Source organism: Aeromonas sp. sia0103 (assembly GCF_963895295.1).
GTDB classification, from domain to species: Bacteria; Pseudomonadota; Gammaproteobacteria; order Enterobacterales; family Aeromonadaceae; genus Aeromonas; species Aeromonas encheleia.
On record NZ_CAWQKG010000011.1, the window covers coordinates 382,626 to 401,331 of the forward strand.

Here is an 18,706-nt window from a genome sequence, read left to right on the forward strand (position 1 = left end):
CATGGCCTTCGAAGTTGATGAAGACATACTGCAAGACTTTTTGGTCGAAGCATCAGAAATATTGGAACAGTTGTCTGAACAACTGGTCGACTTGGAAAAGCGACCCGATGACAAGAATCTGTTGAATGCCATCTTCCGCGGCTTCCACACCGTCAAGGGCGGAGCCGGTTTCCTCTCCCTGACCGAGCTGGTGGATGTCTGCCACGGCGCCGAGAACCTGTTCGACCTGCTGCGCAACGGCAAGCGGACCCTGAGCGCCGAACTGATGGATGTCATTTTACAGGCGCTGGATGCCATCAACGTCATGTTTGCCCAGGTACAGAACCGGGAGCCGACCAGCCCGGCCTCTGCCGATCTCCTGCACGACCTGCACGAGCTGTGCAAACCCGAAGGGCAGGAGCAGCTGCGCACCGTCGCCGCTGCGGCCATAGTCCCGCCGCCTGCCCCCGAGCCGGTGAGCGTCCCCGCCGCCGTGAATGGTGGTGGCTCCATCGATGAAATTTCCGCCGATGAATTCGAGCGCCTGCTGGACGAACTGCACGGTGCCGGCAAGGCGCCGACGGTCTCCGCCGCGCCGGTGTTGAGCGGCTCCGGCGACATCACGGACGACGAGTTCGAGGCGCTGCTCGACCAGCTGCACGGCCAGGGTCAGCACGGTGGTGCGCCGGATCTCGCCCCACTGCAGTCGGTCCAGCAAGAGGTGGACGCGCTCATCGACGATGACGAGTTCGAACGCCTGCTCGATGAGCTACACGGCCGTGGTCAGGCGCCCCAACACAGCATGGCGCCTCCGGCTGCGCCTGCACCGACCCCGGTCCAGCCCAGCGCGCCGGTCGCGGCTAGCCCCGCGCCCGCCAAGCCAGCCCCAACACCGGCCAAACCGGCCCCGGCCCCCGCTCCTGCCAAGCAGGCGGCTCCCGCCGAGAGCGGCAATGCGATGCAGAACGACACCACGGTGCGGGTGGATACCAAGACCCTGGACGTCATCATGAACATGGTGGGTGAGCTGGTGCTGGTGCGCAACCGCCTGGTGAGCCTCGGCATCGCCAGCAACGACGAAGAGATGTCCAAGGCGGTGGCCAACCTGGACGTGGTGACGGCGGATCTGCAGGGGGCGGTCATGAAGACCCGCATGCAGCCCATCAAGAAGGTGTTCGGTCGCTTCCCCCGGGTGGTGCGCGATCTGGCCAGGACCCTCAAGAAAGACATCGAATTGATCATGGTCGGGGAGGAGACGGATCTCGACAAGAACCTGGTCGAGGCCCTGGCCGATCCCCTGGTGCACCTGGTGCGCAACTCCTGCGATCACGGCGTCGAGATGCCGGATGTGCGCGAGAAGGCGGGCAAGCCCCGCCAGGGCACCATCACTCTGAGCGCCTCCCAGCAGGGGGATCACATCCTGCTCTGCATCGAGGATGACGGCGCCGGCATGGATCCGGAGAAGCTGAAATCCATCGCCATCAGCCGCGGCGTGCTCGATGCCGACAGCGCGGCGCGCATGAGCGACAACGATGCCTACAACCTGATCTTCGCCCCCGGTTTCTCCACCAAGTCGGAGATCTCCGACATCTCGGGCCGTGGCGTCGGCATGGACGTGGTGAAGACCAGCATCGTCAGCCTCAATGGCTCGGTGCACATCGATTCGACCTGGGGCAAGGGCACTCGCCTCGAGATCAAGGTCCCGCTCACCCTGGCCATACTGCCGACCCTGATGGTGGAAGTGGGGGCACAGACCTTCGCCCTGCCGCTCGGTTGCGTGAACGAAATTTTCCATCTGGACCTGAAGAAGGCCAACGTGGTGGATGGCCAGCTCACCATCATAGTGCGTGACAAGGCGATCCCGCTGTTCTACCTGCACAAGTGGCTGGTACGCGGCGCCGGCAAGACGGCGCGCCAGGACACCGGCCACGTGGTCATAGTTCAAATTGGTACCCAGCAGGTGGGCTTCGTCGTGGACAACCTCATCGGTCAGGAAGAGGTGGTGATCAAGCCACTGGACAACCTGCTGCAGGGCACCCCCGGCATGGCCGGCGCCACCATCACCAGCGACGGCGGCATCGCCCTCATTCTGGATGTACCCAGCCTGCTCAAGGCCTATGCGCGCCGGCACTGATCGTTCCGACCCGAGGAGTTAGAAGAATAACAATGGCAGTCAAGGTATTAGTGGTCGACGATTCGAGCTTCTTCCGCCGCAGGGTCAGCGAAATCATCAATCAGGATCCCCTGATGACGGTGATCGACACGGCCCAGAATGGACGGGAGGCGGTGGACAAGGCGCTGCAGTTGCGGCCCGACGTCATCACCATGGACATAGAGATGCCGGTACTCGACGGCATCAGCGCCGTGCGCGAGATCATGGCCAAGTGTCCCACCCCCATACTGATGTTCTCCTCGCTGACCCACGACGGCGCCAAGGCGACCCTGGATGCGCTGGATGCCGGTGCCCTCGACTTTCTCCCCAAGAAGTTCGAAGACATCGCCCGTGACAAGGACGAGGCGGTCAGGCTGTTGCAGCAGCGGGTCAGGGAGATCGCCCGCAAGCGCTTCCTGATGGCGGCCAAGCCCAGGGTGGCGGAGCCCGTGGTACGGCCCGTCCTGGGTAGCACCACGGCTCGCCCCGGCGAGCGAGCGCCCGAGCCGGTGCGCGCGCCGAGCGCCCCCGCGAGCTTCAAGCGCAGCGGCAAGAGCTATCAGCTGGTGGCCATCGGCACCTCCACCGGCGGACCAGTGGCGCTGCAAAACGTGCTGACCAAGCTGCCGGGGGATTTCCCTCACCCCATCTTGCTGATCCAGCACATGCCGGCGACCTTTACCGCGGCCTTCGCCGCCCGTCTCAACGGCCTGTGCCTGATCGGGGTCAAGGAGGCGGAGGACGGCGACGTGGTGAAACCGGGTCAGGCCTACCTGGCGCCGGGCGGCAAGCAGATGCTGCTGGAAGGGCGCGGGCCTGGGGCACGCATCCGCATCATAGAGGGCAATGACAAGGTCAACTACAAGCCCTGCGTCGACATCACCTTCGCCTCGGCGGCCAAGATCTATGGCGACAAGGTGCTTGCCATAGTGCTGACCGGCATGGGCGCCGACGGCCGGGATGGCGCTCGTCTGCTCAAGGAGCAGGGGTCCACCATCTGGGCGCAGGATGAAGCTTCCTGCGTCGTCTACGGCATGCCGCAGGCGGTTGCCAAGGCCGGCATCGCGAGCGAGTCGCTGCCGCTGGATCGGGTGGCGCAGCGCATCCTGGTCGAGTTGGGCCGCTAACCGTGGGCATCCTCGGTCTGTTGCTGGCGTTGGGGGCCGTGGCCGTTGCCCAGTGGTGGCACGGCGGCACCCTGCTGACCCTGCTGGACGGCCCGGCCTTCGTCATAGTGGTGGGCGGCACCTGGGGCGCGGTGATCCTGCAGACGCCCCGCAAATACCTGCTGGCGGCGCTCAGGCAAGCCGGCTGGATGCTGTTCCCCCCGCACTGGGATCTGCGTCAGCAGGCGGAGCGGCTGCAGACCTGGGCCGTCTTCGCCCGCCAGCAAGGCTTGCTGGCGCTGGAAGACCAGGCCGACGCCGAGGCCGATCCCTTCACCCGTCAGGGCCTCAGCATGATAGTGGACGGGGTCTCCATCGAAGACATCCGCATGCTGCTGGAGGCGGACATCGACATCGAGCAGGAGCGCAACGAGCACGCCGCCAGGGTGTTCGAGGCCATGGGGGGCTACAGCCCCACCATCGGCATCATAGGCGCCGTGATCGGCCTCATCCAGGCCATGTTTCACCTGGATGAGCCGAACACGCTCGGCGCCGGCATCGCCATCGCCTTCGTCGCGACTATCTACGGGGTGGGCTTCGCCAACCTGCTCTATCTGCCGGTGGCCAACCGCCTGCGGGCGTTCCATTACCAGTACGGTCTCTATCAGGAGATGACCCTGGAGGGGCTGCTGGCCATCGCCCATGGCGAGAATGGCCTGCAGGTTGAACGGCGGTTGAAGGCCTATCTGAAAGGGGAATAGCCATGCGCAAGCGTTACCGTTTGCATCTGCAAGGGCGAGAGCATCTCGACCGCTGGCTGGTTTCCTATGCCGATTACATGACGCTCATCTTCGCGCTCTTCGTGGTGCTCTACTCCGTGGCCATCGTCAACAAGGAGAAGTATCGCGCCGTCATTGATGGCATGACCCAGGCGTTCAACCAGCAGGTGGTGCCGCGCAGCGACGGCTTGCTGGACGGGCAGGGCAAGTCCCTGCTGAATCAGCCGGTGTCGGCCGCCCCCTCGCTGCTGGAGAGCACTGCGTCCCCGTCGCCTTCCCTTGCCCCCATCTCCGGCGTGCCCATCCAGCAGGATGGCACGGCCCTCGCCACCATCGATCTGCAACTGCAGCAGTCCATGGGCGCGCTGGTCGAGGCCGGGGTGGTCAAGCTGGCGCAGGATGACAACTGGCTGACGGTGGAGCTGAGTTCTGGGCTGCTGTTCAACAGCGGCAGCGCCTTCCTGGGGGCCAATGCAGCCCCGGTGCTCGATACGCTTTCAGGTATTCTGAAACCGGTCGATAACTACATCAGGGTGCGGGGTTATACGGATAACCAGCAGATAAACAATGAAATTTTTCGCTCCAATTGGGCACTGTCCGCCGCGCGGGCCGAGGCCGTGCTCGGCGCCCTGGTCACCAAGGGGATAGCGCCCCAGCGACTCGCCTACGAGGCCTATGGGGAATATTCCCCCTTCGCCGATAACGGCAGTGAACAGGGGCGGTTACAGAATCGCAAGGTCGTGGTCGCCATCTCAAGGTTCGCCTGGGTGCCGCCACCGGCTCCCGTCAGACCCGTGACGGAACCATCTGTCCCGGCCGCGCAACAGGCGGCAGAGGCGGAGGACGTCAGGGTAGTGACGCTGCCCGGTGGTGGCATACGAATAACAACAAGACAGGATTGATACATTGATTGTTTGGACGGTTGCCAATCAGAAAGGTGGAGTCGGTAAAACCACCACAGTGGTCTCCCTCGCGGGCATCCTGGCCCAGCGTGGCCAGCGCGTGCTGCTGATCGACACCGACCCTCACGCCTCCCTGACCTCCTATTTCGATTTCGATTCGGACCGGCTGGACGGCACCCTGTACGAGCTGTTCCAGGCGGCCAAGCCGAGCAGCGATCTGGTCAACCGGATGACGCTCAAGACCCGGTTCGAGAATATTCATCTGCTGCCCGCCTCCATCACCCTGGCGACCCTGGATCGGGTGATGGGCAACAGGGAGGGCATGGGGCTGGTGCTCAAGCGTGCCCTGCTGCGGGTGCAGGATCAGTACGACTATGTGTTGATCGATTGCCCGCCGGTGCTGGGGGTGATGATGGTCAACGCCCTGGCGGCCTGCGATCGGATCCTGGTGCCGGTGCAGACCGAGTTTTTGGCCCTCAAGGGGCTGGAGCGGATGATGAAGACCTTCGAGATCATGCAGCGATCCAAGCGGGACAAGTTCCGTTATACCGTCATCCCGACCATGTTTGACAAACGTACCCGTGCCTCCCTGATGACCCTGCAGTCCATCAAGGAGCAGTATGGCGAGGCGGTCTGGAATGCCGTCATCCCCATCGACACCAAGTTCAGGGATGCCAGCCTGCTGCACGTTCCGCCCTCCATCTATGCGCCGGGCAGCCGTGGCACCTATGCCTACGAGACCCTGCTCAACCATCTCGATGCCCAGGAGCGTCAACGGCGCCAGGAGGTGAAGCCATGAGAGACAGCACCCAGGTTAGGGCCATGGATGATTACTTCCACTCCCTGCTGCTGGACGACGTCCTGCTGCGGGAGAGCCTGGATGAGGAGGCGCCGGCGGCGGACCTGCCCCTGCTGCGCCAGGCTCAGCCCATCGTACAGCCCGAGGTGATAGCTGCGCCCTATCTCGAGGCCGACCCGCGGCTCGAGCAGCTGAGCGAGCTGCTGGCCCAGGTGAGCCAGGTACAGGACGAGATGGATGTCCTCAGTCATGAGGAAGTCCAGGTCGAGCCCCTGCAGATCGAGGTCGAGGCGAGCGAGCCCGAGCTGAACGACTGGGTGGTGCCAGAGATGGTGCCCGAGCCCGCCGAACCGGCGACCCTGCTGCTCACCGAGCCGGCGCTGGCTTTGGCCATCGAGGCGGTGCCCGAGCCCTCAACTTGGGAGAACCTGGACACCGGCAACGAGTTTCAGGCGCTCTTCTTCGACGTGGCCGGGGTAACCTTCGCGGTGCCCCTGACCGAGCTGGGTGGCATTCACCAGCTGGGGGAGGTCACCTCCCTGTTTGGTCAGCCGGCCTGGTATCGCGGCATCATGACCTCCCGGGAGCAGAAGATGAACGTGGTGGACACGGCGCTCTGGGTGATGCCGGACAAGACGCTGGACGTCACCGATTACAAGTACCTGATCATGCTGGGAGAGTCCCCCTGGGGGCTGGCCTGCCATCAGCTGAAGGGCACCGAGCTGCTGCGCCGGGATCAGGTGAAATGGCGTCATCAGGAGGGCAAGCGCCCCTGGCTGGCGGGCATGGTCAAGGAGAAGATGTGTGCCCTGCTGCACGTCAGGGAGCTGCTGGTGCTGCTGGGGCGTGGCGTGAACATAGAAGGTCGCTGATTACATCGGCACTGCCGTGATTTTATTGCTAATTTTACCCGTTGACGGGTTCATAAAAGGATTAAGAAGATGACAGAAAAGCGCAATATCGCACAGAATCTGGCCGAAGACGAAGTGCTGCAGTGGGTGACCTTCCAGCTGGAAAACGAGACCTATGGCATCAACGTGATGCAGGTGCAGGAGGTGTTGCGCTACACCGAGATAGCCCCGGTCCCGGGCGCGCCCGACTATGTGCTGGGCATCATCAACCTGCGCGGCAACGTGGTCACCGTCATCGACACCCGTTCCCGTTTTGGTCTGCCGGCGGGGGACGTGAGCGAGAATTCACGCATCGTCATCATAGAGGCGGAGAAGCAGGTGATCGGCATCATGGTCGACAGCGTGGCCGAGGTGGTCTATCTGCGCTCCTCCGAGATCGATGCCGCCCCGGCGGTGGGCACCGAAGAGAGTGCCAAGTTCATCCAGGGGGTGAGCAACCGCGACGGCCAGCTGCTGATCCTGGTTGACCTCAACAAGCTGCTCTCGGACGAAGAGTGGGACGACATAGGTTCCCTGTAACGGCGCGTCAAAAAGTGATACAACAGCGGTCCCGGATATGCCCGCGGCGCAATGACGCCGAGCGGGACCCTGTGATGAGGAAGGTGACAGTTTGATGATTGAATTCGCAGCCTTGGGGTTGTCCTTGTTGGCGCTGGTGCTGGCCCTGGTCGGGCTGTTGGGCAACCGCCGGAGCCGACGAGAGTCCGAGGCCAGGGTAGAGACGCTGCAGGAGCAGCTCGAGAGTCTGCGCAGGCAGATGATGGAGCTGCACACCGGGGCCATCGGCATGGGCCAGCGCCTGCAGTCGGCGGAAGGGGCCATGCAGCAGATCCACGATCGCCAGCAGGAGCTGACCCTGCAGGATCCGGAGCGCCGCCTCTACAGCCGCGCCGCCAAGATGGTGGAGCTCGGCGCCGGTCTCGACGAGCTCATGAGCGAGTGCGAGTTGCCGCAGGCCGAGGCCGAGCTGCTGATCTCCCTGCGCAAGGGACGCTCCTGACACCTGGTTCATGACGGAGGGGGAGGCGTCTACTCCCCTGTTTTCCCTGCCATATCTTCCCCCGCCAGGGCGCGATCTTCCCCACAAATCCTGCCGATTATTGGCATCTTTGAAAAGACGGTCCCGGATCCTGTGTTAATATGCAGGCCGCCTCATTCGACTGATTAAATCCTCATGCTGCTTCAAGCCAACAATCTGAGCTGCGTGCGTGAAGATCGCACCCTGTTTGAACACCTCTCCTTCGCGGTGGCGCCTGGCGATCTGGTGCAGATTGAGGGCCCCAACGGGGTCGGCAAGACCAGCCTGTTGCGCCTGCTGACCGGGCTGTCCCAGCCCTTCGCCGGCGAGGTGTGCTGGAACGGGGAAGATATCCGGCGTTGTCGCGATGACTATCATGCCAGGCTGCTCTATCTGGGCCATCAGCCCGGCGTCAAGGCGACCCTGACCCCCCTCGAAAACCTCGACTTCTATCAGAAATTGCACGGTACGGCCGCCGCGGCCGTGGATCTGTGGCAGGTGCTGGCCCAGGTCGGCCTCGCCGGTTTCGAGGACTATCCCGCCGGCCAGCTCTCGGCCGGTCAGCAGCGCCGGGTGGCGCTGGCCCGGCTCTGGCTGTCGGACAGGCCGGCCCTGTGGATCCTGGACGAGCCCTTCACCGCCATCGACAAGCAGGGGGTCAAGGTGCTGGAGCGCCTGTTTCTGGCCCACGCGGATCGGGGTGGCATGGTGATCCTCACCACCCATCAGGACTTGACCCTGATGCAGGGGCGCCTGAAGACGCTCTCCCTCACCCCCTTGCGCCAGGAGTAACCCGATGCCGAGCACCGAATGGCCTCCGATGCCGCGCCCCCTGATCCAGCCGATGGCGGTAGGTGGCCCATGCTGAGCGCCGTGCTGACCCTGATCCAGCGCGAGCTGCTGATGGCGCTGCGCCAGCGTGCCGACATCTTCAACCCGCTCTGGTTCTTCCTCATCGTCATCACCCTGTTCCCGCTTGGGATAGGCCCGGAGCCCCAGCTGCTGGCCCGCATCGCCCCCGGCATCATCTGGGTGGCGGCCCTGCTGGCGGCCATGCTCTCCCTTGAGCGGCTGTTTCGCGATGACTTCAGTGACGGCGCCCTGGAGCAGATGATGCTGATGCCCCATCCGCTCGGGCTGCTGGCGCTGGCGAAAGTGGTCGCTCACTGGCTGCTGACCGGCCTGCCTCTGCTGCTGGTCTCCCCCCTGCTCGCCATCCTGCTGTCACTGGACCTGAAGACCTATCTGGCGGTGGTGGCCACCCTGGCGCTCGGCACCCCTGTGTTGAGCCTGCTCGGGGCGGTCGGGGTCGCGCTGACGGCGGGCCTGCGCAAGGGGGGGGTATTGCTCAGCCTGCTGCTGCTGCCGCTCTATATCCCGGTGCTGATCTTCGCCACCTCCGCCATCGAGGCAGCCAGCATGGGGTTGCCCTATGCCGGCCAGCTGGCGATCCTGGGGGCCATGCTGGTGGGGGCGCTGACCCTGACTCCCCTGGCGATCTCGGCGGCACTGCGGGTCAGCGTCAACTGATTAATTATCATAAAGAGCCTCTTTTGAGGCTTTTTATGGAAAATATAATTGAGATAGATCAAGGGGATGGCCGCTTATTGCTTTGGGGGGATATGATGTTTCCCGGCAGTGGGTATGGTAGGCCTCGCCACTATAAAATTAATAACTGAAAGGTCTGTGAGCTATGTGGAAATGGTTGCACCCTTATGCCAAACCCGAGCGCGCCTATCGGCTAGCGGGATCCCTGCTGCCCTGGTTCGCGGTGATCAGCCTGCTCGCCTTTATCATAGGCACCGTCTGGGGGCTGGCGTTCGCCCCCGCGGATTACCAGCAGGGGGACTCCTTCAGGATCATCTATATCCATGTGCCCGCCGCCATTCTCTCCATGGGGGCCTACTCCACCATGGCGGTCGCGGCCTTCATCGGCCTGGTGTGGCAACTGCGCATGGCCGACATGACGGTGGCCGCCGTCGCCCCTGTGGGCGCCGTGTTCACCTTCATCGCCCTCTTTACCGGTGCCGCCTGGGGCAAGCCCATGTGGGGCACCTGGTGGGTCTGGGATGCCCGTCTCACCTCGGAACTGATCCTGCTGTTCCTCTACCTCGGCGTCATCGCGCTCTACAACGCCTTCAGCGACAAGGTGGTGGCGGGACGCGCCGCCGGCATACTGGCGCTGGTGGGGGTGATCAACCTGCCCATCATTCACTACTCGGTGGAGTGGTGGAACACCCTGCACCAGGGCGCCTCCATCACCAAGTTTGACAAGCCCTCCATCTCGGCCGAGATGCTGTGGCCGCTGCTCATCATGATACTGGCGTTTGCCACCTTCCTCGGTGCCCTGACCCTGATGCGGTTCCGCAATGAGCTGCTGATGCGGGAGTGGCAGCGCCCCTGGGTCGCCGACATCGCCAGACAGGAGAAGTAAGCATGCACTTTGCCTCATTCAGTGACTTCATGGCGATGGGCGGTTACGCCTTCTATGTCTGGCTCTCCTTCGGTCTGACCGGGTTCTGCCTGGTCGGCATCGTCATTTCCACCCGGTTGAAAACCCGCAGCCTGCTCGACGAGATGCGTAACAAGCAGGTGCGCGAGGCCCGTCGCAAGGCGGCCCAGCAGATGGAGAACACCCTATGACCCCGAGACGCAAGAAACGCCTCACCATCATATTGGCGATAAGCCTCGGCCTCGCCGCCGTGATCGGCCTGGTGCTCTATGCCCTCAGCCAGAACATCGACCTCTTCTACACCCCGAGCGAGCTGGTGGAAGGCAAGGGGCCGGACAAGATCAAGCCGGAAGAGGGGCAGCGGCTGCGCATCGGCGGGCTGGTGGTGCCGGGGTCGGTGCAACGGGATCCCCAGAGCCTCAAGGTGGCCTTCAAGCTGATAGACAACGGTGGTCATCTGGTGACGGTGGAATTCGATGGCATACTGCCTGACCTGTTCCGCGAGGGGCAGGGCATAGTGGCCCAGGGCACCCTCAAGGACGCCACTACCGTGGCCGCGTTTGAGGTGCTGGCCAAGCACGATGAGAACTACATGCCGCCGGAAGTGGCCGACGCCACCAATGGCATGCATTTCAAACCTGAATATACCGAGGCGCAGTTGAAGGGAGCCCAGCAATGATCCCGATAGTGCTCGCGCCATCTTCTTCCCCGCAGCCTGCCCTTGCTGGGCCAGCGCCATCGAAAGGAGATCGTTCATGATCCCTGCTGTATTGGCGCAATTTTCACCGTCTCATGCCTGTGCACCGGTTCTGGTCGCGGCGCAATTGAAAGGAAGTCAGCCATGATCCCTGAACTGGGGCAATTCGCACTGATCCTGGCGTTTGCCACCGCCCTGCTGCTGGGGAGCTACCCGCTGCTCGGCGCCAAGCTGGGTCGCCTCGGCATGATGTCGGCGGCCCGCCCGCTGGCCTATACCCAGTTCCTGCTGCTGCTGCTGTCGTTCCTCTGCCTGACCTGGGCCTTCGTCGACAACGACTTCACGGTGCAGTATGTGGCCACCAACTCCAACAGCCTGCTGCCGCTCGCCTATCGCATCTCGGCAGTGTGGGGCGCCCACGAGGGCTCCCTGCTGCTGTGGGTGCTGACCCTGGGAGGCTGGACAGCGGCGGTGGCCCTGTTCAGCCGTAGCCTGCCGCTCGATGCGGTGGCGCGGGTGCTCGGCGTGCTGGGGCTGATCTCGGTCGGCTTCACCGCCTTCGTGCTGTTCACCTCGGATCCCTTCACCCGCACCCTGCCGTACTTCCCGGTGGATGGCCGCGATCTCAACCCGCTGCTGCAGGATCCTGGGCTCATCTTCCATCCCCCCATGCTCTACATGGGCTATGTGGGCTTCTCGGTGGCCTTCGCCTTCGCCATCGCCTCCCTGATGACGGGACGGCTGGACGCCACCTGGGCGCGCTGGTCCCGCCCCTGGACCATGGCGGCCTGGGTCTTCCTGACGCTGGGCATAGTGCTGGGCTCCTGGTGGGCCTATTACGAGCTCGGCTGGGGCGGCTGGTGGTTCTGGGATCCGGTGGAAAACGCCTCCTTCATGCCCTGGCTGGCGGGCACGGCCCTGCTGCACTCGCTGGCGGTGAGCGAGAAGCGTGCCACCTTCAAGGCCTGGACAGTGCTGCTGGCGCTGTCCGCCTTCTCCCTGAGCCTGCTCGGCACCTTCCTGGTGCGCTCCGGCGTGCTGGTGTCGGTGCATGCCTTCGCCTCGGATCCGACCCGCGGCCTGTTCATCCTGGGTTTCCTGCTGGCGGTGATCGGCAGCTCCTTGCTGCTGTTCGCCTTCAAGGGTTCCCAAGTGAAGAGCCATGGCAAGCATGAGCTGTGGAGCCGCGAGACCCTGCTGCTCGGCAACAACATACTGCTGGTGGCCGGACTGTTGACTGTGCTGCTCGGCACCCTGCTGCCGCTGGTGCACAAGGAGCTGGGGCTCGGCAGCATCTCCATCGGCACCCCCTTCTTCAACCACATCTACAGCTGGCTGATCATCCCGTTCGCCCTGCTGCTGGGGGTAGGCCCGCTGTTCCGCTGGCGCCGTCAGGAGCTCGGTGAGCTCAAGGGCAAGGTGGTGCTGGCGCTGGGGCTGAGTCTGATCGCCGCCTTCGGGCTGCCGCAGCTGTTTGCCGGGGAGTTCAAGCCCTGGGCCGCGCTCGGAATAGGTCTTGGCAGCTGGATCATCATCACCAGCGTGCAGGAGACCTGGGTGCGCGCCACCCACAAGCACAGCTTCAGCACCGGGGTGCGCCGGCTCGGCAACAGCCACTGGGCCATGATCCTGGGCCACGTGGGACTGGCGGTCAGCATCATCGGCATCGCCTGCACCCAGAACTACAGCATCGAGAAGGACCTGCGCATGCAGGCCGGTGATCGGGTGCAATTCGCCGATTACGAATTCGTGTTCACCGGGATCAGCGAAAAGAACGGCCCCAACTACGATGGCTTCAAGGGGGTGTTGGAGGTGCACAAGGATGGCAAGCAAGTCGCCCTGCTCAAGCCCGAGAAGCGGATGTACAAGGTGAGCCGCATGCCGATGACCGAGGCGGCCATCGACGCCGGCATTACCCGGGATCTCTATGCGGCGCTCGGCGAGCAGCTCGACAACGGCGCCTGGGCGGTGCGGATCTACTACAAGCCGTTCGTGCGCTGGATCTGGTTCGGCGGCGTCTTCATGGCCATCGGTGGCGTGCTGGCGATGCTGGACAAGCGCTACCGTTTCGGCCGTCGTGAAGAGGAGGCCAAGCCATGAGCAAGAAGACCTGGTTGTTTCTGCTGCCCTTCATCATCTTCCTGCTGGGGGCCGTGTTCCTGTTCAAGGGGCTCTATTCCGACCCCACCAAGCTCGAATCCGTGATGGTGGACAAGGAGGTGCCGGTGTTCACCCTGCAGGATATCTATGACCTCAACAAGCAGCATGACAGGAGCATCCTCAAGGGGCGCCCCATGCTGCTCAACGTCTGGGCCACCTGGTGCCCGACCTGCTATGGCGAGCACACCTACCTCAAGCAGCTGGCGGGGCAGGGCATCTATATCGTTGGCATGAATTACAAGGACGAGCGCGACAAGGCCATCAAGTGGTTGGCGGAGCTCGGCAACCCCTATCAGATCAACCTCTATGATCCCGATGGCATGCTGGGGCTGGATCTGGGGGTCTACGGCGCACCCGAGACCTTCTTCATCGACAGCCAGGGCATCATCCGCTATCGCCATGTGGGGGATATCAACCCCGATGTCTGGGCCTCGACCCTCAAACCCATCTTTGATGCCATGAAGTGAGGGCGCCCCTGATGAAAACGCTTATTGCGTCTCTGTTGCTGCTGGCGGGCCTGTTCGGTGCCGGTCAGGCCCGGGCCGCCATCGACGTCTATAGCTTCGACAGCGATGCCCAGGAGCAGACCTTCCGCGAGCTGACCAAGGAGCTGCGTTGCCCCAAGTGTCAGAACCAGGACATCGCCGACTCCAATGCGGGGCTGGCCAAGGATCTGCGCGACAAGACCTACCAGATGGTGCGCGAGGGCAGGGACAAGCAGGAGGTGGTGGATTACATGGTGGCCCGCTACGGCAACTTCATCCTGTATGACCCGCCCATGATGGCCTCGACCCTGATCCTCTGGCTAGGCCCGCTGCTGGTCATCGTCATCGGCGCCACCACTGTGGTGGTGCGCAGTCGCCGCCGTCCCCTTGCCGCCAAACAGACCGAGGGCGCCCTGAGCGCACAGGAGCAGGCCCGGCTGGCCGCCCTGCTCAAAGAGGAAGAGAAACAATGACCGCATTTTGGATACTGATCGCGGCCCTGCTGGTGCTGGTGAGCCTGGCCCTGATCCTGCCGCTGTGGCGCGGCGAGGGCAGCCAGAGCATCAGCCGCTCGGCGCTCAACAAGCAACTCTATCGCCAGCGCCTGCTGGAGCTCGGTGAGGAGCGTGAGCAGGGCATACTGGCCGAGGAGTCCGAGTCGGTGGTGGAGCTGCAGCGCAGCCTGCTCGACGACATCCCCGACGTGGAGCAGAGTGCCCGCGGCGGCAAGAGTCTGGTCTGGATCCCGGGGGTGCTGGTGCTGGTGGTGGTGAGTCTCGGCCTCTACTACCAGCTCGGTGCCTGGCGAGAGGTGCAGCGCTGGCAGGATGCCAGCAGCCGTCTGGGGGAGCTGAGCAACCGCATCCTGGTGGAGCGCGATGCCGAGGTGACCGAGCAGGATCTGCTGGACTTCACCTTAGGCCTGCGCACCCGCCTCAAGGATGAGCCGGACGACTATCGTGGCTGGCTGCTGCTGGGTCGCCTGACCCTGGATGGCAACGACCCCGAGATGGCGCGCGAGGCGCTGGAGCGGGCCTATGAGCTGGCGCCGCAGAAGGCCATGGTGGCGGTGCCCTATGCCCAGGCACTGATGATGACGGGGGAGGAGGCGCAGGCGGATCAGCTGCTGCAGGCGGCCATCGCCCAGGATCCCGCCAACATAGAGGCGCGCTCCGTCTATGCCTTTATGGCACTGCAGAAAGAGGACTTCCAGACCGCGCTGAGCCGCTGGCAGGCGATGTTGCCGCTGCTGGAGCAGGGCTCGACCCGCCGTACCATGGTGGAGCGCTCCATCGAGTATGCCGAGCAGCAGCTGCGCCAGCGCGGCATCGCGGTGACGGCCGCGCCGGCCGCTCAGGGCGAGCAGGGCAATGCCCAGACGCAGGCCCAGGTCCTGGCGGTGAAGGAGGGGGAATTCCCGCTGCACATCACCCTGGCTCCCGGCATTCAGTTGCCGGAGGATGCCCATCTGTTCGTGTTTGCGGTGATCCCCAACGGCCCGCCCATGCCCATCGCGGTCAAGCGTATTCCCGGCCCCGGTTTCCCGCTGACCCTGTCGCTGGGTGACGGCGATGCCATGCTGGAAGGCAGCAAACTGGCCAGCTATCCCGAGCTGCAGTTCAAGGCCCGCCTCTCCCGTGGCGGCAACGTCATGAACAAGGAAGGCGCCTTCGAAGGGGTCTCAGTAACCGTCCCCACCACCTCAATTCCTGCGGCGCCGATTGACATCCGCATCGATCACGCCCTCTAATACTCCCTTGGCCCGCCCCTGGAGGGGCGGGCCGCCTATAATTCAGACTGATTCAAAATAAAAAGCTTAGGACTTTCATATGTATCTGCGTTCAGGAGCATTGGCAGTGGCACTGCTATTGGGGGGCTGTGCGGGTGGCCCTCCCAAGCCGGGCCCAGAGAGCCTGGATCTCGAAGAAACCCCGAACCGTCCCGAGGCGACCAGCACGGCCAGCGATCCTCGCGATCCTTTCCAGGGCGCCAACCGGGCCATGTGGGCGGTCAACTATGACGTGCTGGAGCCCTATGTGGCGCGCCCAGTGGTGCATGGCTATGCCCGCTATGTGCCGCAGGGGATGAAGGATGGCATCGACAACCTGGTGGAGAACTTCGACGAGCCGAGCAGCATGGTCAACCACCTGATCACCGGTGATCTCAAGGGGGCGGGGACCAACCTGGGCCGCTTCACCCTCAACACCACCATAGGCCTGCTCGGGATCTTCGACGTGGCCAAGCACGCCGGCCTCGAGCGCAACATGCTGGAGATGGACACCGTGCTCGGCAAGGCCGATATCGGGGATGGGGCCTACATCATGGTGCCGATCTACGGCCCGACCACCACCCGGGAGCTGGTGGGGGACACCATCGATACCATCTACTTCCCCTATGCCCTGCTGACCTTCCCGTTGCGGGTGGTGCACTGGGCGCTGGATGGGCTGGGTACCCGTGCCAAGCTGATCGATCAGGAGCGGATCATCGACAACGCGCTCGATCCTTACGCGCTCACCAAGGACTTCTACCTGCAGTACAACGATGGCAAGGTGACAGGTCGCCAGCCTGAGCTGAAGCAGCAGAAGAAGCAGGAAGACGACAGCAACCTGGATGAGTATCTGGATGAAATCGACCAGTAATCACTCGTTGTGAACATAAAAAGGCGCCTGCGGGCGCCTTTTTATGGTGTTGCGGCCATAAAAAACGCCCCGCGATGCGGGGCGTTTTGGCAAGAAGGGGCTGATTAGGCAGCCAGGTTCTTGGCCACGAATTCCCAGTTGACCAGGGTCCAGAAGGTTTCCATGTACTTCGGCCGCAGGTTGCGGAAATCGATGTAGTAGGCGTGCTCCCACAGGTCGACGGTCAGCAGCGGGGTGGTCCCGGCTTCGGTCAGCGGGCAGCCGGCGTTGGAGGTGTTGACGATGGCCAGGGAGCCGTCGGCTTTCTTCACCAACCAAGTCCAGCTGGAACCGAAGTTGCCGATGGCAGACTTGGTGAACGCATCCTTGAACTCGGCGAAGGAGCCGAACGCCTTGTTGATGGCATCGGCCAGGGCGCCAGTGGGCTCGCCACCGCCGTTCGGGGAGAGGCTGTGCCAGTAGAAGGTGTGGTTCCAGATCTGGGCGGCGTTGTTGAAGATGCCACCAGTGGAGGTCTTGATGATCTCTTCCAGAGACTTGCCTTCAAACTCGGTACCCGGCACCAGGTTGTTCAGGTTGACCACGTAGGTGTTGTGGTGCTTGCCATGGTGGTATTCCAGGGTTTCCTGGGAGATGTGCGGTTCCAGAGCATTGATTGCATAGGGCAGAGCGGGAAGTTCGAATGCCATTTTCTACTCTCCATTGGCTGGACCGTGCGACAGCGACGGTTGCAAGACATTGCGTACTCTTTTCTATTTTGAAAAGAATTGTTCTTGAAATGATAAGGCCTGTGGCCCAAAGCCCGTCGATTGTAGCAGTATCAAAGATGGGCTAACAACTCTTGATTCTCGCCATGACTTGGATCAAGCTGCCGCCTGTTGACCCGCCCTATCTTGCACTTCCCATGGTTTGCCAGTTTGTGGTCTGCCTGGATTGCAGTAGAATGGCCGCCGAAATCGCTCTAGTGAGGCATCTATGGAAACTATTGAAAAGATCAAACAGCAGCTGGCTGACAATCCCATCATCCTTTACATGAAGGGTTCCCCCAAGCTACCCAGCTGCGGTTTCTCTGCCCAGGCTTCCCAGGCCATGATGTCCTGCGGCGAGCCGTTTGCTTACGTCGACATCCTGCAAAACCCGGACATCCGCGCCGAGTTGCCGAAGTTTGCCAACTGGCCCACCTTCCCGCAGCTGTGGGTGGAAGGGGAGCTGGTCGGCGGCTGCGACATCATGATCGAGATGTTCCAGGCCGGCGAGCTGCAGACCCTGATCAAGGAAGTGGCCGCCAAGCACAAGCAGGATGACGCCGTCGCCGAATAAGGTCGCAGCAGCATCATGCAAAAGGGGGAGCCAATGGCTCCCCCTTTTTTATTCCGGCTTGTGATCTCAGCCGATGCGCTCGATGCGCGCCATGTAGAAACCGTCGAAGCCGGTCTCGGACGGGCTGACGGTGTGATCGTCACGCAGCCGGTAGTTGTCGTTGGCGGCCAGGAACTTGTCCACCTGCTGGCGGTTCTCCTGGGGCAGGATGGAGCAGGTTGCATAGACCAGCAGGCCACCGACCTTCACCATCTGGCTGTAGCGCTGCAGTATCTCCTCTTGCAGGGCGACCAGCACCGGCAGCCGCTCGGCGGTGTCACGCCACTTGGCATCCGGATTGCGCTTGAGCACGCCGAGGCCGGAGCAGGGCACGTCCAGCAGCACCCGATCGGCGGTGCCTTTCAGGCGCTTGACGGTCTTGCTGCTCTCGATGACGCGGGTCTCCACATTGTGGGCACCGGCACGGCGCGCACGCTGCTTGAGGCTCTCCAGCTTCCACTCTTCTATGTCCATGGCCAGCAGGCGGCCCTTGCCGCTCATCAGGGCGGCGATGTGCAGCGTCTTGCCACCGGCACCGGCGCAGGCATCGATGACGCGCATGCCGGGGCTGACTTCCAACGCGGCGGCGACCAGCTGGGAGCCCGCATCCTGCTGCTCGAACCAGCCATCGGCAAAGGCCTTGGTGCGGAACAGGGCGGCGTCAGTGGTAACCTGCAACGCGGTGGCGACCCCCTCGACCGGAATGGTGGAGACGTGCTCCTTGGCCAGCACGGCCTGCAACTCTTCCCGGGTGCCCTTGAGGGTGTTGACCCTCAGGTAGCGCTTGGGCATCCAGGCCAGGGCGGCCCGCTCGGCAGGCCAGGCCTCGCCCAGCTGTTCGCTGCCCAGCTGCTCCAGCCAGCTCGGGCAACCATCCATCAGCACCGGGTTCTTCTTGGCCTCGGTGAGACGACGGCGGAAGGCCTCTTCATTGAAGCGATCCAGGCTGGGATGGTTAGACTGGGTTATCTTGTGGAAGGCGTGCCAGCTGTGCAGCAGCGGCCAGACGTTCTTGGCGGCCTGACGCACCTGAATGCCGGTGAGGAAGCAGTAGAGGCTGAGGCGGCGCAGCAGATCGCCGGTGACCAGGGCAATCCTTGCCTGTTCTTGCGGTTTGAGTTCGATGCCGGAGAAGTGACGGGCATAGGCTCTGTCCAGGGTGAGACCCTGAGCCAATACATCGTCAACGATGGCAACGACCAGATCCCCGGAACGGGGCAACAGTGGGGACTTGAGCATGAGATTAACCTTGGCCAAATAAAGATGAA

At 63.1% G+C, this 18,706-nt stretch carries 21 protein-coding genes; 19 read left to right on the top strand and 2 right to left on the bottom strand.

Annotated elements, in window-relative coordinates:
* Position 1: 1 nt before the first annotated feature.
* From AACW18_RS04480 to AACW18_RS04565, 18 genes are all read left to right on the top strand, one after another.
* Positions 2-2,113, top strand: a complete 2,112-nt coding sequence (locus tag AACW18_RS04480) for a chemotaxis protein CheA (protein ID WP_218387939.1) — start codon at positions 2-4, stop codon at positions 2,111-2,113.
* Between the two features lie 32 nt (positions 2,114-2,145).
* Positions 2,146-3,258, top strand: coding sequence for a protein-glutamate methylesterase/protein-glutamine glutaminase (locus tag AACW18_RS04485; RefSeq protein ID WP_218290689.1), 1,113 nt, complete (start codon positions 2,146-2,148; stop codon positions 3,256-3,258).
* A 2-nt stretch (positions 3,259-3,260) separates the two neighbouring features.
* Complete coding sequence (locus AACW18_RS04490) at positions 3,261-3,998, top strand: flagellar motor protein (RefSeq protein WP_042652590.1); 738 nt, start codon at positions 3,261-3,263, stop codon at positions 3,996-3,998.
* 2 nt (positions 3,999-4,000) lie between these two features.
* A complete protein-coding gene (locus tag AACW18_RS04495) occupies positions 4,001-4,918 on the top strand; it encodes a flagellar motor protein MotB (protein WP_218387940.1) in 918 nt (305 codons plus the stop codon).
* 4 nt (positions 4,919-4,922) lie between these two features.
* Positions 4,923-5,717 carry a ParA family protein gene (locus AACW18_RS04500; protein WP_042652588.1) on the top strand — a complete coding sequence of 265 codons (795 nt, stop codon included), beginning with the start codon at positions 4,923-4,925 and terminating at the stop codon, positions 5,715-5,717.
* On the top strand, positions 5,714-6,589 hold the full coding sequence (locus AACW18_RS04505) for a chemotaxis protein CheW (RefSeq protein ID WP_218387941.1): 876 nt from the start codon (positions 5,714-5,716) through the stop codon (positions 6,587-6,589). The genes AACW18_RS04500 and AACW18_RS04505 overlap by 4 nt, the downstream gene beginning before the upstream one ends.
* A gap of 69 nt (positions 6,590-6,658) precedes the next feature.
* Entirely contained in the window at positions 6,659-7,147 is a 489-nt protein-coding gene (locus tag AACW18_RS04510; RefSeq protein WP_005333026.1) for a chemotaxis protein CheW, read from the top strand.
* A gap of 94 nt (positions 7,148-7,241) precedes the next feature.
* On the top strand, positions 7,242-7,628 hold the full coding sequence (locus tag AACW18_RS04515; protein WP_042652586.1) for a DUF2802 domain-containing protein: 387 nt from the start codon (positions 7,242-7,244) through the stop codon (positions 7,626-7,628).
* A 174-nt stretch (positions 7,629-7,802) separates the two neighbouring features.
* Positions 7,803-8,438: a cytochrome c biogenesis heme-transporting ATPase CcmA gene (ccmA, locus tag AACW18_RS04520; protein WP_218290693.1), complete on the top strand. Its 636-nt coding sequence runs from the start codon at positions 7,803-7,805 to the stop codon at positions 8,436-8,438.
* 69 nt (positions 8,439-8,507) lie between these two features.
* Complete coding sequence (gene ccmB, locus AACW18_RS04525; RefSeq protein ID WP_042652843.1) at positions 8,508-9,176, top strand: heme exporter protein CcmB; 669 nt, start codon at positions 8,508-8,510, stop codon at positions 9,174-9,176.
* Positions 9,177-9,339: 163 nt separating this feature from the next.
* Complete coding sequence (locus tag AACW18_RS04530) at positions 9,340-10,080, top strand: heme ABC transporter permease (protein WP_042652584.1); 741 nt, start codon at positions 9,340-9,342, stop codon at positions 10,078-10,080.
* Between the two features lie 2 nt (positions 10,081-10,082).
* Positions 10,083-10,289 carry a heme exporter protein CcmD gene (gene ccmD / locus AACW18_RS04535; RefSeq protein WP_042652583.1) on the top strand — a complete coding sequence of 69 codons (207 nt, stop codon included), beginning with the start codon at positions 10,083-10,085 and terminating at the stop codon, positions 10,287-10,289.
* Positions 10,286-10,777, top strand: a complete 492-nt coding sequence (ccmE, locus tag AACW18_RS04540; protein ID WP_042652582.1) for a cytochrome c maturation protein CcmE — start codon at positions 10,286-10,288, stop codon at positions 10,775-10,777. Before ccmD ends, ccmE begins: the two co-directional genes overlap by 4 nt.
* Before the next feature lie 162 nt (positions 10,778-10,939).
* Positions 10,940-12,895, top strand: coding sequence for a heme lyase CcmF/NrfE family subunit (locus AACW18_RS04545; protein WP_218387942.1), 1,956 nt, complete (start codon positions 10,940-10,942; stop codon positions 12,893-12,895).
* On the top strand, positions 12,892-13,422 hold the full coding sequence (locus AACW18_RS04550) for a DsbE family thiol:disulfide interchange protein (RefSeq protein ID WP_218290697.1): 531 nt from the start codon (positions 12,892-12,894) through the stop codon (positions 13,420-13,422). The genes AACW18_RS04545 and AACW18_RS04550 overlap by 4 nt, the downstream gene beginning before the upstream one ends.
* 11 nt (positions 13,423-13,433) lie before the next feature.
* Positions 13,434-13,913 (top strand): cytochrome c-type biogenesis protein, encoded by a 480-nt coding sequence (locus tag AACW18_RS04555; protein ID WP_218290698.1) that lies wholly within the window; start codon positions 13,434-13,436, stop codon positions 13,911-13,913.
* Positions 13,910-15,190, top strand: coding sequence for a c-type cytochrome biogenesis protein CcmI (ccmI, locus tag AACW18_RS04560; protein WP_218387943.1), 1,281 nt, complete (start codon positions 13,910-13,912; stop codon positions 15,188-15,190). The genes AACW18_RS04555 and ccmI overlap by 4 nt, the downstream gene beginning before the upstream one ends.
* Before the next feature lie 79 nt (positions 15,191-15,269).
* On the top strand, positions 15,270-16,079 hold the full coding sequence (locus AACW18_RS04565) for an MlaA family lipoprotein (protein ID WP_042652577.1): 810 nt from the start codon (positions 15,270-15,272) through the stop codon (positions 16,077-16,079).
* A 104-nt stretch (positions 16,080-16,183) separates the two neighbouring features.
* Here AACW18_RS04565 and sodB read toward each other — a convergent pair whose 3' ends face one another.
* Positions 16,184-16,768 carry a superoxide dismutase [Fe] gene (gene sodB, locus AACW18_RS04570; protein ID WP_218290701.1) on the bottom strand — a complete coding sequence of 195 codons (585 nt, stop codon included), beginning with the start codon at positions 16,766-16,768 and terminating at the stop codon, positions 16,184-16,186.
* Positions 16,769-17,054: 286 nt separating this feature from the next.
* On the opposite strand from sodB, the gene AACW18_RS04575 reads away from it, so the two are divergent.
* Positions 17,055-17,399: a Grx4 family monothiol glutaredoxin gene (locus AACW18_RS04575; RefSeq protein ID WP_042652575.1), complete on the top strand. Its 345-nt coding sequence runs from the start codon at positions 17,055-17,057 to the stop codon at positions 17,397-17,399.
* 66 nt (positions 17,400-17,465) lie between these two features.
* Here the strand turns inward: AACW18_RS04575 and AACW18_RS04580 are convergent, their stop codons facing one another.
* Positions 17,466-18,677, bottom strand: a complete 1,212-nt coding sequence (locus AACW18_RS04580) for an RsmB/NOP family class I SAM-dependent RNA methyltransferase (RefSeq protein ID WP_042652574.1) — start codon at positions 18,675-18,677, stop codon at positions 17,466-17,468.
* Positions 18,678-18,706 lie beyond the last annotated feature (29 nt).